A 16,247-nucleotide genomic window follows, 5' to 3' on the forward strand; every position below is an offset into this window, starting at 1 on the left:
CGTATCCAGCACGACTCGAAAGGCGCGACACGATGAGCGCAAACAATCCCTTCGCCCGCCTCCCCGAGGCAGCCTCGTTCACGGTCACCAGCACCACGGTGAGCGACGGCGCCGCCTGGCAACCCGCACAGTGGTCCTCCGGCGTTCCTGGCGGCAAAGACGTTTCCCCGCAACTGAGTTGGAGTGGCGCCCCAGCAGGCACAAAGAGCTACGCCGTTACCGTGTACGACCCCGACGCACCTACCGGCTCCGGCTTCTGGCACTGGGCAGTCGCCAACATCCCGGCCACGACCACGAGCCTTCCCGAGGGCGCCGGAGACGACGCGGGCATCGGTTTGCCGGTCGGCTCCTTCCAATTGCCGAACGACGCGCGCCTACCTCGATACATCGGTGCGGCACCGCCGGCAGGGCACGGTCGGCACCGCTATTTCGTCACCGTGCACGCTCTGGATGTGGCCGACATCGGCATCGCCTCCGACTCCACGCCGGCTCTGCTCGGGTTCACTATCGCCGGCCACATCCTGGGCCGGGCGACGCTCGTCGCCACGGCGGAGACAATGCAGTGAATTCCGTTCGAGGTGCCGTTTCCGCCACCAACGCGAATTCGTCGTCATGCGCGGCTTCCAGTAGCTGAGTCGATCCCCTGCGAAGTCGAGATCGTTCGTCGCTCGCGGTGCGACAGCGACGCCATCGTCCGCTGGGGCGAGGTCATCGTGAACGGCATACCGATGTCGGCCACCGGCGAGCCGCTCGTCGTGCGCACGCCTCGGCACGCACGTCACGCTCGACCCGACCGCCACTTCGGTCAGCATCCGGGCCGAGGACGGGCATGAAACTGCAAGGAAAGGTTATGAACGACAACGATATCGATCGCATGGTCGATCGCACTGTGCTGATCACGGGCGCGACGGACGGGCTCGGTCGGGAACTCGCGGTGCGGCTCGGCGCCGCGGGTGCCCGGCTGATTCTGCACGGCCGCAACCCCGATCGAGCCGCAGCGCTCGCAGCTGAGGTAACGGCCGCGAGCGGGCCCGTGCCGGAGATCGTCCTGGCCGACCTGTCGCGGCTCGCGGAGGTGGACCGGCTGGCCGACGAGATAATCGCCCGCACTTCGCGATTGGATGTGCTGGTGAACAATGCCGGCACCGGCGGCCGGCCGAACGGGAGACGCGAAATCAGCGCCGACGGCAACGAATTGCTGTGGGCGGTCAACCATCTGGCCCCGTATCGGCTGACGCGGCGGCTGCTTCCGCTGCTGAGGGCATCGGCTCCGGCGCGGGTGGTGAACGTGGCCTCCGCCGGGCAGCAGGAGATCAACTTCGACGATCCGAACCCCGAGCACGACTACGGCGTGTACACCGCGTACTGCCGCGCCAAGCTGGCGATGATCATGGCGACCATCGAGTACGCCGAGGAACTCGACGGGACCGGCGTCACGGTGAACGCCCTGCACCCGGCCACACTCATGGCGACGACCATGGTGCTGGAATCTGGAGTCACGCCGATCAGCACGGTCGCCGAGGGCGCGGATGCCACTCTCCGGCTGATCTGTGATCCGGGCTTGGCGCAGACAACAGGCCGGTATTTCAACGGCACCAGCCAGAGCCGTCCGCACGCGCAGGCCCACGATCCGAAGGCACGTCGTCGCCTGCTCGAAATCAGTGACACCGCAGTCGTTTCGGTTTTGGGCTGAGGTGGTGGGCCATGAGGTCGCGTGGCCTACCAGCGTCACAAGCGGCGCGGACCGGCACCGATCCTCTAGCCCACAACCATCACCGAATCCACATCGTGTTCTTCGCCGAATGCCCCCTATCGCCGCATAGTGCGGGTCCGAATGGTGGCTCCTGATCGCCTGTCCGACAACGTGTCTCGGGTCATAGCCGGTCCTCGAATGCCGAATACGGGATGCCGGTGCTCGGCGGGTGGCTCGACAGCTCGATCAGCGCAGGTGCGGCTCCATCGAGGCGATTGCGCGTCGTGCCGGCGTCGCCAAGCAGACGATCTACCGCTGGTGGCCCTCGAAGGTCGAGATCCTCCTCGACACGCTCATCGAAGACAGCGACAAGCACCTCCCCGTCCCAACGGACAAGCCCACAGCAGAAAACATCCGCGCGTACATCCGCGGCTTCGCCCGATTCCTCACGCGCGAGCCTGCCGGCAAGGTCCTGCTCGCACTCATCGCCGAGGTGCAGCACAATCCCAGCACGGCCGAGAGCTTCCACACGCGCTATCTCGATCCACGCCGCGCTCGAGAACGCGACATGCTCACGCGCGCAATCGACGCCGGTGAGATCTCACCCGAACTCGGCCTCGACGCCACTCTCGATGCCCTGCTCGGTGCGCTCGTTTATTGCGCCCTGACCGGGGCGAGTATCCCGCGTGCTCTCACCAGCAGCCTGGTCGAGGACCTGCTAGAACCTCGATCGGGATAAGTGTCCAGTCCGGACCGGACATCCGCACGCACCGCGTTCCGATCGTTGGGGCCAGTACTGCCGCAGCCGCCGCCTGCCTGCTCACACTCCGATGACGTCACCCATTTGCGAGAAGTAAATAGCGGAGACCGAGTTCACCCGAGCCAACCAAAAAGCTCAAACCTCTTGGATTTTCGAACTTGTTGTAGCTGTATCGATTCAGCCAACCAGAGCCAAGCGAGGAATTGTTTCGCCGCGAGGATCAGTTTGCCGCAACTGGTCGCTGTCTCGGCCTTTCCCGACTGTGCCGTGGACCAGCCGGTCGGCGCGGTCGCTGATGCACGCGCATCGCAATTGCGTTGCGGGGAAAGGGAATAGGACCGCTTCATGTGCGGCGAGCGCTCAGTTCATGGCGGTCGTCATCGCCGCCGGGTGGGCCTGGAAGCCGGCGCGGAAGTGTTCTTCACCAGCCGATTCGGGGTTGGGACGGTACTTGTCGGTGCTGTCACATATCTTGGGCGCACGTGATCGACCGGGAGGGAGAACGATGGCCTCGAATCCGAGTGCCACGCCGGATGAACCGGCCTGGGAAAGCGCTTCTGTCGTGCGGGTTTTGCCCGCCGTCGCACCGCGCAAACTGAACAAGGTGCCGTTCGTGGAGCTGGCCGACGGACGTCTCCAGGGCGTGGTGTCGAGTGGCTCCGATATTTCACGCGTGTACGTGGCGTCGGTGACCGCGGGGACGCATGGGCTGAGCTGTAGCACCAATAACAACCGGCCGTGCGGCGGGTTGAACCAGGGGTGGGTCTGCAAGCATCTGGACGCACTGATCGAAGAAGCGGTGCTCCAGTACGGGCAGGACCGGGTGGCGCGCTTCCTGCGTGTCGAGGTTCCTGCGGGCGCGCGACTCGCGAGCTGCCTCAATGGAACTCGCGACCCAGCTCCGGCCGCCGCGGTGTTCAGCCGGTTCCTGCGGCATCTGACCTACCTGGAACTGCCGGGTAGCGCGACGCCGATCCCGGAACTGCACTGGTTCCCGGCGGGGGTGGGTCGCTGATGCAGGCTGTACAACTAACCGCACTGGCGGATGCGCCCGCTGGCGTCGCGGCGGCCCTGGACGCGGTGAGCGGCTTCGATACCGCGCTGGTCAACGGCTTCGCCCGGGTTTCCGAACCACAGAGCGCGGCACTGGCGGCGCTGGCCGGAGCCGTGGCGGGTTCGCCACTGGCCGGGGCGGTGGCGGCGGCGGTGTCGAAGGTGAGCACGGGGGCGATCGGCACGGATGAGCTGTCGGCGTTGGCCGCCGCCCGTGCCGCCGTGCTGGGCGCGGTGCACGACGCACTGGTCGACCAGGCCGATACGGCACTGGGCCGCAATCGATCCGAGTGGACGGCCACGCCGGATGCCGCCGCCCCGAGCCCACTCGCGGCGGGTTCCCGCGCCTGGCTGGGCGAACTGGCCATCGCCGGATGGCGCGGCGTGGACCACGACCTGGTGGCGGCCGCCGATCAGACCGTGGAGTCGCTCCTGGCAGACCCCGCGCTGCGACGGCTGGCGACGCTGCTGGACGGCTTCACCGCCGAACTGGGCGCCTTCGCGCCGATCGCCACCATGGACCGGGTGCCCGAGCGACGCTGGGCCGATCTGTGGACGCGCGCGGTGCTGCTGTCCTGGCGTGGCGCGGAATCCACTGTGACCGAGTCGGTTTCGGGTCGGCTGCTGCCGCTGGGCGTGGATCTACACGAGCATGGGACCGCCGTACAGGCCCAGGTGCACGGCGTGCTGGAGGTCGCGGGCGCACCGGCCCGTCGGGTGCGGGTATCGGTGGCCGCAGCCAAGGTGGACACCATTGTGGGACCGGCGGTTTGGCAGTTGCTGGGTGCGCATCGGCAGTTGCTCACCGCGCTGGCCGAGCAACGCGCGCTGGAGCTCGCCGGCATGCCGCTGACGGCGACCGGTGACCTGCTGTGGGATGACGATCGGGCGAAGGCCGGGGAGGCCGCCGATCCGTTCGTCACCGCCACCGTGCAACTGCCGCAGGCGCAGGCCCCGGCCGTCGCGCCGCTGGACAGCGATCCGGTGCACATCGCCGAACCGGTTCTGCTCGAGGGGTACCGGTTCCGCGACGGTGCAATGGAATTGGGCGAGCAGCGGATTCGAGTGGAACTGGACGCGCTGCCATCCGCCGGTCCGCTCACTCCGGCCGGGGTGACCGCCTCCAGCACCATGATCGGATTGCTGCGCTGGGATGCCGGTGGCTGGTCGGTGCGACCGCTGGCCGTGCGGCGCAAGGTCAAGAGCGCACTCACCGCCTTCCACAACGGTGATTGGGCGCTCGGCCCGACCGATCCGAAAGTCGCCAAGGCACAGGCCAAGTCGGGCGATGCCGTGGCGGTGTTGCGTGAGCGCGCGGGACGGTTGCTGCGCAAATGACTACAGCATCGCGAAGCGATTCCATGGGGGGTGGCGGCCGGGTGACCGGTGGGCCGAATTATGAGACGCGACGCCAGATCCTGTATTGGCGTCTCCTGGCAGGTGTCTTCACCGGGGATCAGCAACCGACGCTGGACCAGGCGAGCGCGGGCATCGTCGACGATCTGGGGTTGCCGCTGGCCGTGCTCGATCCGGGCATTTCCATCGACAATGTGGTGCAACGCTATCCGGAGATGAAGGCGGAGTTCGAAGGCCTCAACTTCTCCGCGACCGTCGACTCCGCGACCGAGACCGTGGATTCCGCGGCCGAGACCGTGGATTCCGCGGCCGAGAACGAGGCCGCGGCCGATTCGCCCCAGTCCATCGGCGCGGCCGATGTTCGTACCGCCGCACTGGTTTCCAAGCTGCTGCTGAATGTCTTCGCTACCGGCTCCGGTCAGGTCAGCGCCACCCAGCTGGCGGGCTGGCAGTCCGATGCCAACTGGCTGCGCCGCAGTCTGGGCGAGGAGCAGGCCGGCACCGTGCAAGGCGTGCTCACCGGTCTGGAAGGCGAACTGGTGTCCCGCATGCGGCTGCGCGAAGTGCTGGCCGATCCGCACCTGGCCGCCCAGCTCACCCCGAGCATGTCGCTCATCGAACAACTGTTGCGCGACAAACACAATCTGTCCGGCGTGGCCCTGGCCAATGCCAAACGCCTCATCCGCCGCTACATCGACGAGGTCGCCGAAGTCCTGCGCACCCAGGTGCAGCAGACCAGCATCGGTTCCGTAGACCGCTCGGTCCCGCCCAAGCGCATCCTCCGCAACCTGGACGTGGACCGGACCATCTGGAAGAACCTGCCCAACTGGAACCCCCGGGACGAGCGCCTCTACGTCGACCGGCTCTACTACCGCCAGACCGCCAAGCGCACCGTCCCCGCCCGCATGATCGTGGTGGTGGACCAGTCCGGTTCCATGGTCGACTCCATGGTGAACTGCACCATTCTGGCGTCGATCTTCGCGGGCCTGCCCAAGGTGGATGTACATCTCATCGCCTACGACACCCGTGCCCTGGATCTCACCCCGTGGGTGCACGACCCTTTCGAGGTGCTGTTGCGCACCAATCTCGGCGGCGGCAACGACGGCCCGGTCGCCATGGCCATGGCCCAGCCCAAGATCACCGACCCGAAAAACACCGTGCTGGTGTGGATTTCAGACTTCTACGAGTTCGACCGCTCCCAGCCGCTGTTCGAGGCCATGGAAGCGGTGCACCGCTCCGGGGTGAAGCTCATCCCGGTCGGCTCGGTGAACAGCTCCGGCCACCAGAGCGTCAACCCGTGGTTCCGCGAACGGTTCAAAAACCTTGGCACCCCGGTGATTTCCGGACGCATCCAGAAGCTCGTGCACGAACTCAAGAACTTTCTCGACTAGGAGACCAGCCATCATGAATGACGTTTTGCGCGCCCCCGCCGAGGTCAAATACGCCGAGGAACTGGATTGGCTGGAGTCCATCGACGACGGCCCCAAGCCGTTCGCGTGGCGGCTGAGCCCGAAGATGGTGCGGCTGTTCATTCTCGGCTCCGAACGCGCCGACGGACTGGACCGCGAGGTGGAGCAGAAGTGGTTCGGCGACCGCAGCTTCGTCGAGCGCAGCATTGTCACCCTGGCCTCGGACCGGGGTCTGCTGCTCATCGGCGATCCGGGTACCGGCAAGAGCTGGCTGGCCGAGCTGCTGGCCGCGGCCATCAGCCGCAATTCCACACTGGTGGTGCAGGGCACCGCCGGCACCACCGAGGACCACATCAAGTACTCGTGGAACATCTCCATGGTCATCGCCAAGGGCCAGTCGCGGGAGTCGATGATCCCGTCCCCGATCATGACCGCCATGGAGCAGGGCGTGATCGGCCGCTTCGAGGAGCTCACCCGTTCCACCAGCGACGTGCAGGACGCGCTGATCTCCATCCTGTCGGAGAAGTACGTCTCCATCCCCGAGCTCGACGACGACAATGTGGTGTTCGCGCAGCCGGGCTTCTCCATCATCGCCACCGCCAACAGCCGCGACCGGGGTGTGAACGACCTGTCGTCGGCGCTCAAGCGGCGCTTCAACTTCGTGCGCATTCCGGTGGTGTCCAACAAGAAGAGCGAGGCGGAGATCGTGCGTTTCCGCACCGCGGAACTGCTGCGCCGCCATAGCCTCGAACTTGAACTGCCACCCACGCTGCTGGACATCCTGCTGGAGAGCTTCGCCGATCTGCGCGCCGCCGCGGCGGCCGCCACCAGCGACGACGACAAGCTGGAGTCGGCGCTGTCCACCGCCGAGCAGATCGGTGTGCTCGAGGACGCCATCCTGCACAGCCAGTTCTTCGGTGCGAAGGAATTGCGCGCCGAGACCCTCGCCGGTTCGCTGGTCGGGTCCTTGGCCCGGCGCACGCCCGAGGACCTGGCCATTCTCAACAAGTACCTGCACGGCGTGGTCGAGCCGCGCACCAAGGACAAGAAGGGCAATGCCGCCTGGGGTGAATTCCTGGAGGGCGGCCGGGCGGCGATCGCGAGGCTGTCGTGATGGTCTCCGATACCCGGTCCACGCCGAATACCTTTGCCGCGCTGCGGGATCAGTTGGCGGACGCGGCCGTCGCGTTCGCCGGGATGCCGGGGGCGGCGGGCGACATCCTGGCGGGCATGGTCGACGATGTCGACCGGGCGCTGTCGGAGCGGCTGGAGATCTTCCCGGTCTGTCACCACTCACCCGCCTCCGGTCTGGCCATGGTGCGGCGGCTGCGCGAAAAACAGCCGAGCGTCATCTACCTGGAGCTGTGCGAAGACATGCGGCCGCTGCTGGACGAACTGCGCAACTGCCGGTTGCCGGTTGCCCTGCAGGCCTTCGCCACTGATATCGAGGGTTTCCCGGCCGACTGGGCGCCGCTGTCGGTGGTCGCGCCGATCACCGAATCGTCGGCCGAATACCAGGCCATCGCCTACGCGCTCGATACGCCGGGCGTCGAACTGGTGCTGGTGGATCGGTCCACCGATCACGTCTTCCAGTGGGCTCCCGAAGAGGCGGAGTCGGAAACACCTACCGACGACGAGCCGCCCGAAGACGAGGGCCTGCACGGCGCCGCGGTCGGCATCGAAATCGGTGATCTGCGACCGCGTTTCGCCGAGCTGGAAGAACACCTGCTGCACCACGGCAAGGTCCGGCACTGGTCGGAATGGTGGGACCAGTACGTCGAGCAGCCCCTCGTGGACGCCGACTACGACACCTACCGCCAAGTCATGGTGATGATCGGTAGCCTGTTCCGGCGGCTGCGGCGCGGCAGCACGGTCGAGGACGAGGACCGCGAACGGTACATGTGGACCCGCATGCGGGAACACTTGTCCGCCAACGACATCGATCCAGCACAGGTGTTGTACGTGTGCGGCGCGGCCCATGCGGCCAGCCCGGTCGAACAGTTCGGGCTGGAGTCGGACGCGGCGTTCGAGATCTCGTCGCGCTCGGCCACCAAGTGGCACTACGGGCTGATCCCGTCCAGCCATTCCGCCATCGAGGCGCAGTTCAGGCTGGCCGGCGGCGCGGTGTCGATCGCGGCGGCCACCTGGGCGAAGGGATTGCGCCGCGGTAGATTGCAGTCGTTCCAGCTGGAGGGTCAGCAGGGAACGAAGAAGCGCACCAAGAAACCGCCGCTGCTGCCGGCGGAACCGGAAGCTGAAGTGACGGACCAGCTTTCGGGTTTTCTGTCCCGGCCACCGGTGCTGGACCCACTCGATGAGGCCGAGCTGCTGGAATGGTCGGTGGAGATCGTCCGGCTCGCCAGGCGCAACGGCTACCTGGCCAGCACCGCCGACGCCATCGCCATCTTCGAGACCTCGATCCTGCTGGCGGGCTTGCGCAATCGCGCCCGTCCGACGCCCTACGACTTCCAGGACGCGGCCGTCACCTGCCTAGAGAAGGACCGGGTGCCGGGGCGGCGCGATGTGCGGCGGCTGTGCGAAATCCTGCTGGGCGGCGACCGCATCGGCCAGGTCGGATATGCGGCGCTGCCACCGCTGGCCCGCGATGTGCTCGACCGGCTCGAACCACTGGGACTGGATCTGTCCAAGCGGACACTGCAACGCGCGCTGCTGGACCTGAAGGCGAATCCGGACCTGCGGCCGTGCTCGGATCTGCTGTGGCTGCTGCGCAGGTTGCTGCCACAGGACGCGCTGCGGCCCATCATGGGCTCACGCGGACTGGGTGCGACCTCGATCCAGGAGAGCTGGGATATCGGGCTCGGCAAATACCAGCGCTCGCTGGTGGAGCTCGGCTACGAGGGCGTGTCGGTGGAGCAGGTGCTGGAGCAGCGCCTGCGGCGTGCGGTCGCCGCACCGGACGTGACAGCGGCGGTGGCGCTGGGCGCGGTCGAGGACGCGCTGGTGTATCTGGGATCGGTCCGGCTCGCCGACGAGCTGGGCAATCGCGCGGTCGAACTCCTCGCCGCCGAGCGAACGGTCGACGACGCGCCCGTCGTGCTTCGGCGTATCCGGGCGCTGCTCAACTACTTCCGCTCCACCGAAGCCGGCCTGCCTGCGTGGTGCGAACGGTTCGTGACGGCCGGGTACGCGCACTACTGCACCCTGCTGCCCACCGCCTTCGCCGCCGAGGAGACCGGACCGGCGCAGGTGGCGGCCATGCTGGGCTTCCTGTTCGGGATGGAGAACCTGGCGCTGTCCCTGGGCTGCGATCACACACAGCTGGAACTGGCGGTGCTGCAATCGCACCCGGAGGCGCCGGCCAAGGTGGCCCTGCTGTGGGCGGCGCGGTTCCAGCTCGACCTGCTGACCATGGCCGAGCTGCGCGAGCGGTGCGACGGGATGCTGGCCAATCCCCTGGTACTGCCGACGGTTCCGCAGTACGTGAGCGGTTTCGTGCAGGCCATCGACCCAGCTCCGGCGCTGAAACCCTTTGTGGTGGAGCTGTTGTCGAAGGCCTTCGGCACGCTGCCGGACGCGGTGCTGCTGCCGTGGCTGCCGAAGCTCATCACCACCCTGAAGGACCAGGCGGGCGGCCTGATCCCGGGACTGGTCCGGGAAGCGGGCCGCACCTTCCCCGGCACACTACCCGCCGTGGATACCTTCGTGCCGCCCTGGTCGGTCGAATTCACCACGGCCGCAACGCCGGTGGCGACGGCACCGCGCGGGCCGGTCACCGAACTACTGGCCGCCCACCCCGCCGCCTGCGACGCGCTCGCCGGACTGCTCGGCGTCGAGGGCGGCTGGCAGGAGGCCGGACCGGCCGGAAACCGCGAGGCAGCCGGTTTGCTCGACCGGTTCCCCGCAACCGCCGCCGCACTGGCGGCGCAGCTCGGAGTCTCAGCCGCGCGGAGCTGACACGGGCCCGGCCGGTTCGTCTCCGAATCGTCAGAACGCCAGGTCGACCGGTGGCAACACAGCCTCCCGGCCCACTGCGCAGGCGACCGTCCGTGACACCCGAGCAGACAACTGAGCAGGGAAAGGCTATGCGACCGACGCTGCCCAGAGATTGTGACGGCCATCACAGATGGCATCGTGTCGAGAACACGGCGCCAGCTCCGTCCCAGGAGCACGAGCGGCCACGACGGGCCGCATGACACAGGAGGAACGATGATCTACCGGATGGATCATGTCGGCGTTGTGGTCGAGGATCTCGCGGCTGCCATCGCGTTCTTCGTCGAATTGGGCCTGGAACTGGAGGGCGAGGCAGCAGTCGAGGGTGAATGGGTGGATCAGCTCATCGGGCTGGACGGCGTTCGAGCCGATATCGCCGTTGTGCGGACCCCGGACGGCCACGGCCGGGTCGAGCTGTCGACATTCCACACGCCGGTCGCCACCAGCAGTGCGCCGAGGGCGCCGATGAACACCCCGGGCATCCCTCGCCTCACTTTCGTCGTCGACGCCGTCGACGACACCCTCGACCGCCTGCGCGCCCACGGCGCCGAACTCGTGGGCGAGGTGGCACGGTACGGGGACATCTACCGGTACTGCTACGTCCGCGGCCCCGCCGGCATCATCATCGGGCTGGTCGAGGAGCTCAGCTGAAGTAGATCGCCAGTCAGCACGTTCCGTACCAGACTTCCGTTCCAGAAAGGACCATCCGTCATGGCTGTCGCCGATGACCTCGACCACGCCACCGACTCGCAGTGGGACTGGGTCGCTGAGCAGACTCGTACGTATCTGGCCTCGGGTGGCACCGAGGGACACGAGTCGAACGGCGTCTACACGCTCGTGCTCGCCACGACCGGCCGCAGGTCCGGCATTCCGCGCCGCACGTGCCTGATCTACGGCACCGCGGGCGAGGACTTCGTCGTCGTCGCCTCCAAAGGTGGTGCCGACGAGGATCCGGCGTGGTTCAAGAACCTCCAAGCGGACCCGAGCGTCGGGGTGCAGGTCGGCGGCCGTCGGTTCACCGCTCGCGCCCGGGTCGCGTCCTCGGCCGAACGTGAGCCCCTCTGGCTCCAGATGGCGCGCATCTTCCCGCTCTACGACGAGTACGCACACAAGACCGACCGCGAAATCCCGATCGTTCTGCTCACTCCGCAGGACTGACAGAGCGGATGTAGGTGAGCACCTCCCCTCCGGGTCTGACCCAAGGACTGACTGACCTGGGGTCCTCAACGGGATCTGTCGGCCCGGGCGGGGAGGTGCTCGTGTGCACTCACTGGGTGTGGCGTTGTGACTTCATAGGAGCCTGGCCAGAGGCCCCATCTCTGTCTTGTCCACGTGCCCGGCTGGTGCGTGCCGCCCTGCCCACGGTCACGAGCAACAGGATGTTGCAGGGCGGCGAGGGTGGATGGGCGGATCGGGACCAGCCGGGATTTGCCGAATTTCGTTCCCGGATCAGCAAGGTCGCGTCGGTTCAGTCGATGTCACCACGGTCGAGGCGGATCGCTTCACCGACCCGCATGCCGGTGGCTCCCAGCAACCCAGCATCGTCGAATGGGTGGCCGCGGGTAGTCGCCCGCGGACTTGCCGCTGCGCTTGACCGATCAGCAATTCCAGGTCGGTGCGGGTGAAGATGAACGGTGGATGCCATCGTTGATCGAACGAGATCAATCCCGGTGGTGGGATTTCGGTGCGCGGGTCGAGTGCGGCCATGTGCTGAGCGAAGCGGCGGGCGATCGTCATCCGCCGCGCCGGATTAGAGGTCGCCGCATCGACATCGGGTGCCAGCGCCCACTCCAGCGCGGTCGCGCATCGAACCCCGCCCACATGGCTGTGCGCGCCGAGGCCGCGCCGAGCCAGTCGCCACCCGCTGATGTTCGCCGCCGGCGCGGTGATCGCGGCGGGCTGGCTGGCGGTGGTGCTGGCCAACTACCGCGACTCCCCCGCCTGAGGCACTACACCGGTGGGAGGTAGGCCACCTGAATCATCTCGTTGCCGCCTCGGGTCACGAGTGTGCCGCGCCCCGCGGGCAGCTTCGTCGACCGGATATCGCCGATGATCTTGCCCTCGTCCTTGGGAGCGCTCATCATCAGGGCGTCGACGGACAGATCCTTCATTCCGCCGAGCACCTTGTCGTACAGTGCGCGCGAGGCGCCGCCGGAGCGACGGGCCACGATCAGATGCATTCCGACATCGCGCGCCTGCGGCAGGAATTCCAGCAGCGGCGCCAGCGGATTCTCCGCCGTGGCGACCATGTCGTAGTCGTCGACGACGATGTAGATCTCCGGTCCGCTCCACCAGCTGCGCTCGCGCAGCTCCTTCGGGGTGATATCCGAGCCGGGAATCCGTTTGGACAGATAGCCCGCGACCTCTTTGATCATGCCGACCGAGGTCTGCGACGAGGTCGAATATCCGGCCAGCTGTTCCCCTTCGATGACCCCGAGCATGGTGCGCCGGTAATCGATGAGGATGATCCGCGCCTGCTCGGCATTCGCATTCTCGACCACCCCCATGACGATATTGCGCAGCATCGTCGTCTTCCCGCATTCGACATCGGCGAACACCATGAGGTGCGGCTGCGCGCCGAAATCCAGGACCACCGGCTGCAATTCGGATTCGTCGATTCCGACGACGACGCGGGTCGGCCCGAGCTCGATGCGCTGACGGCGGGCGGTTTCCATTACCTGTTCGCGCGGAATCTCCATCGGGAGCATGCGCACCTGCGGGGCCCGCCTGCTGCCGTAGAGCTCGTTCAACTGCCGTTTGGCCTCGCCCACCCCCTCCGAGAGCGTTTGCGCGTCGGAGTCGGAATCCAGCCGGGGCAGCGCGATCAGCATATGCAGGCTGTCGGGTGTCAGTCCGCGGCCCGGACGGCCCACCGGGACGAGTACGGCTGTGCGGCGGTCCATTTCGGAATCACTCGGATCACCGAGTCGCAATTCGAGGCGAGTACCGATGAGATCCCTGACGACAGGCCGGATCTCGGCCCAGCGGCCGGCGGCGAGCATGAGATGGATGCCGTAGGACAAACCGCGAGCGGCCAGTGTATTGAAAGCCGGTTCGAGTATGTCGAATTCGTCCCGGATGGTCGCCCACCCGTCCACCACGAGGAACACATCGCCGAACAGATCCTCCGACAGCGGATCGGCCGCACGTTCGGCCTCCGGGAGCTGGGCGAGATAGGCCTTGCGCTTGCGGAATTCGGCAATCGAGTCGATGCCGAGCGCGCGGAATCGCTCCTCACGCTGATGCAAAAGCGTATTCATCTCGGCGATGGTGCGCCGGACCCGATCGACCTCCAACCGGCCGGCCACCGAACCGACATGTGGCACATCGGCGAGACCGGACAGCGTGCCACCGCCGAAGTCCAGGCAGTAGAACTGGATCTGTTCGGGGGTGTGGGTGGCCGCGGCCGCCATGATGACGGTGCGCAGCGCGGTGGATTTGCCCGACTGCGGTCCGCCGACCACGGCCAGATTGCCCTGTGCGCCGGCCAAATCGATCATCAGTACGTCACGACGCTGCTCGTAGGGCTTGTCGATGACACCGATCGGCATCCAGAGCTGACCGTGCCGGTTGACCGGCGACTTCCAATCCGGATCGGGGAGCAGCATATCCACCGAGGGCGATTCGTCCAGCGGCGGCAGCCACACCTCGTGCGCCGGCCGTCCGTGCCCATTCAGGCGTGCGACAACCACCTGAAGCAGGGTCGCCGGCACACCGCCGCCCTCCCCCTGCCCGCCGATCGGCTCCGGCAGCTCCGCGTCGACGGCACCGGGCGGGGGTGGCAGGGCCGGAAGCCCGCGCGGCCCGGCACTTTCCCGGTGGGCCGGCTGCTCGGGTGCCTCGACCTCCGATGCGGTGAAGATCAATGGCACCTGTCCGCCGATTTCCCGGCCGCCGACCTGCTGGCCACCCTGCGGCGAGACATACGGTCCCGAGACGTAGGCCGCGTTGAAGCGCAGCGGATCGTCCGCGTCACTCTTGAGATAGGCCGAGCCGGGCACGCTGGGCAGGTGGTAGGCATCGGTGATACCGAGCACCGCGCGGGACTCGTTGGCCGAGAAGGTACGCAGACCGATGCGGTAGGACAGGTGACTGTCCAGTCCGCGCATCTTGTTCTCCTCGAGCCGCTGCGAGGCGAGCAGCAGATGCACCCGCAGCGAGCGGCCGAGGCGGCCGATCATCACGAACAGATCGGCGAAATCCGGCTTCTGTGACAGCAATTCGGAGAACTCGTCGACCACGACGAACAGCGCGGGCAACGGATCGAGCTGAGCGCCCGCGACGCGCGCCTTCTCGTATTCGGTGACATTGGCGAAATTTCCCGCCGAGCGCAGCAGTTCCTGACGGCGGTTCATCTCGCCGGACAGCGCGTCCTTCATGCGGTCGACCATCGAGAGTTCGTCCTCGAGGTTGGTGATGACCGCGGCGACATGTGGCAGCGAGTCCAGGCCGAGAAAGGTCGCACCACCCTTGAAGTCGACCAGGACCAGATTCAGTAGATCCGGAGAATGCGAGGTCACCAGCGACAGCACCAGCGTGCGCAGGAACTCCGACTTACCGGAACCGGTTGCGCCGATGCACAATCCGTGCGGTCCCATACCGTTCTCGGCGGACTCCTTGATATCGAGTTCGACCGGAGTGCCGTCCGGGGTTACCCCGATCGGCACCCGCAGGCGCTCGCGGTCGCTGCGCGAACGCCACACCACCGCCGGATTGATCTGCGCGGCATCGGGAATCTTCAACAGCGACATCAAACCCGCCACCGCGCGGGTTTCGTCGCCGAGACTCACGATCTGCGCCGCGGTCGCGATCCGGTAGCGAGACAGAGCTCGGGCCAAGGCAGCGGCCTCGGGCACCGTGACGGTATCCGCGGTGGCGAATTTCTCGATACCCGCGGCCGATTTGGCGGCCACCATGCCGTCACCGACGACCAGTTGCAGTCCGCGGCGCGCGGCGAGCCCGGTTTGTGGCGCGGTGAGGTCGAGCACGGTGACCGAGTCCAGGCCCGAGTCACTGACGATACGTTCGCGACCGCTGACGAATCCGTCGTCGATGATGACCAGCAGATGGACGCGTCCCGCCGTCGGCTGCGCATTGCGCATGAAACGGCCGCGTTCGATCAGTTCGGCGGACATGGCGGTCTCGAGTTCAGCCAGCGACTGGTACATCATGCGCCGCGAGCCGAGTCCGTCCCGGTCGACCGGATGTTGCAGGTGCGGTAGCCATTTGGCCCAGGACCAAGCCTCACTGTCGGGGTCGGCGCAGATGATCGCCACCGCGGTGTGATCGGGACCATGTGTGGTGGCGAACTCCATCAGCATCGACCGGACCAGCATTCTGGCCTCGTCGGCATTACCTTCGATATTGATCGCGGGGAAGGCGCGCAGCGAGATCGCGGTGGGCAGGTTGTGCACCACCGAGTGGGTGCGGACGAACCGGCGCAACGCCACGGTCGATACCGGTTCCAGATCCTCGAGCGGACCGGTCTCGGGACGGGCGAGTTTGGTCGCGAGCCGGTGGCTGCCGGAACCGACGCGCACATGCCCGAAGTCCGGGTCACTGGGCCGGCGTTCCCACATCCGGCGGGTTCCGGAGATCGATTGCAGATCCGCCGGCTCCGGATGACTCCAGACCAGCGCGGCCAGCTGGGACTTACCGGTCTCCCGCACATCCGCGCGCACCTGGGCGAGGTAGCGGAAATAGTCCTTGCGCTCCTCGTTGAGTTCGGCGGCCTTCTTCGTCCCGCCGCCACCCCGGAAACCCGCCACCATGCCGACCATCGACATGAGCATCATCATCGGGAACATCATCATGAACGGATTGGCCAGCAGGTTGCGGCCCATCATGACCATCATCGCGATCATGCCGACCACCGCGACCACCATGACCACCGGCATGAGCTTCATCAGCAGCCCGGCCGGCACCGGCCGCGGGATCTCCGGCGGTGCCGACAGTGCGACCTCACCACCCGGCGGGCGAGGCGACGCGATACGCGGGCGGCGCACAAATCCTTCGGTAACCATGT

General features: G+C 66.9%; 12 protein-coding genes. 10 read left to right on the forward strand and 2 right to left on the reverse strand.

From position 1 onward, the window contains the following. Positions 1 to 32 precede the first annotated feature (32 nt). From ACIBW7_RS16300 to ACIBW7_RS16345, 10 genes are all read left to right on the forward strand, one after another. On the forward strand, positions 33 to 566 hold the full coding sequence (locus ACIBW7_RS16300; RefSeq protein ID WP_397047017.1) for a YbhB/YbcL family Raf kinase inhibitor-like protein: 534 nt from the start codon (positions 33 to 35) through the stop codon (positions 564 to 566). A 284-nt stretch (positions 567 to 850) separates the two neighbouring features. Next, entirely contained in the window at positions 851 to 1,693 is an 843-nt protein-coding gene (locus ACIBW7_RS16305) for an SDR family NAD(P)-dependent oxidoreductase (RefSeq protein ID WP_397047018.1), read from the forward strand. Between the two features lie 229 nt (positions 1,694 to 1,922). Further along, a complete protein-coding gene (locus ACIBW7_RS16310) occupies positions 1,923 to 2,432 on the forward strand; it encodes a TetR/AcrR family transcriptional regulator (RefSeq protein WP_397047019.1) in 510 nt (169 codons plus the stop codon). 526 nt (positions 2,433 to 2,958) lie between these two features. After that, the gene (locus ACIBW7_RS16315) at positions 2,959 to 3,468 is read left to right on the forward strand and encodes a hypothetical protein (RefSeq protein ID WP_397047020.1); all 510 of its coding nucleotides are present in this window, start codon (positions 2,959 to 2,961) and stop codon (positions 3,466 to 3,468) included. After that, entirely contained in the window at positions 3,468 to 4,844 is a 1,377-nt protein-coding gene (locus ACIBW7_RS16320) for a hypothetical protein (protein ID WP_397047021.1), read from the forward strand. Before ACIBW7_RS16315 ends, ACIBW7_RS16320 begins: the two co-directional genes overlap by 1 nt. Beyond that, positions 4,841 to 6,253, forward strand: coding sequence for a VWA domain-containing protein (locus tag ACIBW7_RS16325; protein ID WP_397047022.1), 1,413 nt, complete (start codon positions 4,841 to 4,843; stop codon positions 6,251 to 6,253). Before ACIBW7_RS16320 ends, ACIBW7_RS16325 begins: the two co-directional genes overlap by 4 nt. A 13-nt stretch (positions 6,254 to 6,266) precedes the next feature. Then, positions 6,267 to 7,385, forward strand: coding sequence for an AAA family ATPase (locus tag ACIBW7_RS16330; RefSeq protein ID WP_040698623.1), 1,119 nt, complete (start codon positions 6,267 to 6,269; stop codon positions 7,383 to 7,385). Beyond that, positions 7,385 to 10,186, forward strand: a complete 2,802-nt coding sequence (locus ACIBW7_RS16335) for a DUF5682 family protein (RefSeq protein ID WP_397047023.1) — start codon at positions 7,385 to 7,387, stop codon at positions 10,184 to 10,186. Before ACIBW7_RS16330 ends, ACIBW7_RS16335 begins: the two co-directional genes overlap by 1 nt. Positions 10,187 to 10,438: 252 nt before the next feature. Beyond that, complete coding sequence (locus tag ACIBW7_RS16340) at positions 10,439 to 10,873, forward strand: VOC family protein (protein WP_397047024.1); 435 nt, start codon at positions 10,439 to 10,441, stop codon at positions 10,871 to 10,873. Positions 10,874 to 10,933: 60 nt separating this feature from the next. Beyond that, on the forward strand, positions 10,934 to 11,380 hold the full coding sequence (locus ACIBW7_RS16345) for a nitroreductase family deazaflavin-dependent oxidoreductase (RefSeq protein ID WP_397047025.1): 447 nt from the start codon (positions 10,934 to 10,936) through the stop codon (positions 11,378 to 11,380). Between the two features lie 291 nt (positions 11,381 to 11,671). On the opposite strand, the gene ACIBW7_RS16350 is transcribed toward ACIBW7_RS16345, so the two are convergent. After that, complete coding sequence (locus ACIBW7_RS16350; protein ID WP_397047026.1) at positions 11,672 to 12,145, reverse strand: hypothetical protein; 474 nt, start codon at positions 12,143 to 12,145, stop codon at positions 11,672 to 11,674. A gap of 26 nt (positions 12,146 to 12,171) precedes the next feature. Next, positions 12,172 to 16,245: a type VII secretion protein EccCa gene (gene eccCa, locus ACIBW7_RS16355; RefSeq protein WP_397047027.1), complete on the reverse strand. Its 4,074-nt coding sequence runs from the start codon at positions 16,243 to 16,245 to the stop codon at positions 12,172 to 12,174. Positions 16,246 to 16,247: the final 2 nt, after the last annotated feature.

Origin of the sequence: Nocardia sp. NPDC049526, from assembly GCF_044465765.1 — a bacterium.
GTDB lineage: Bacteria > Actinomycetota > Actinomycetes > Mycobacteriales > Mycobacteriaceae > Nocardia.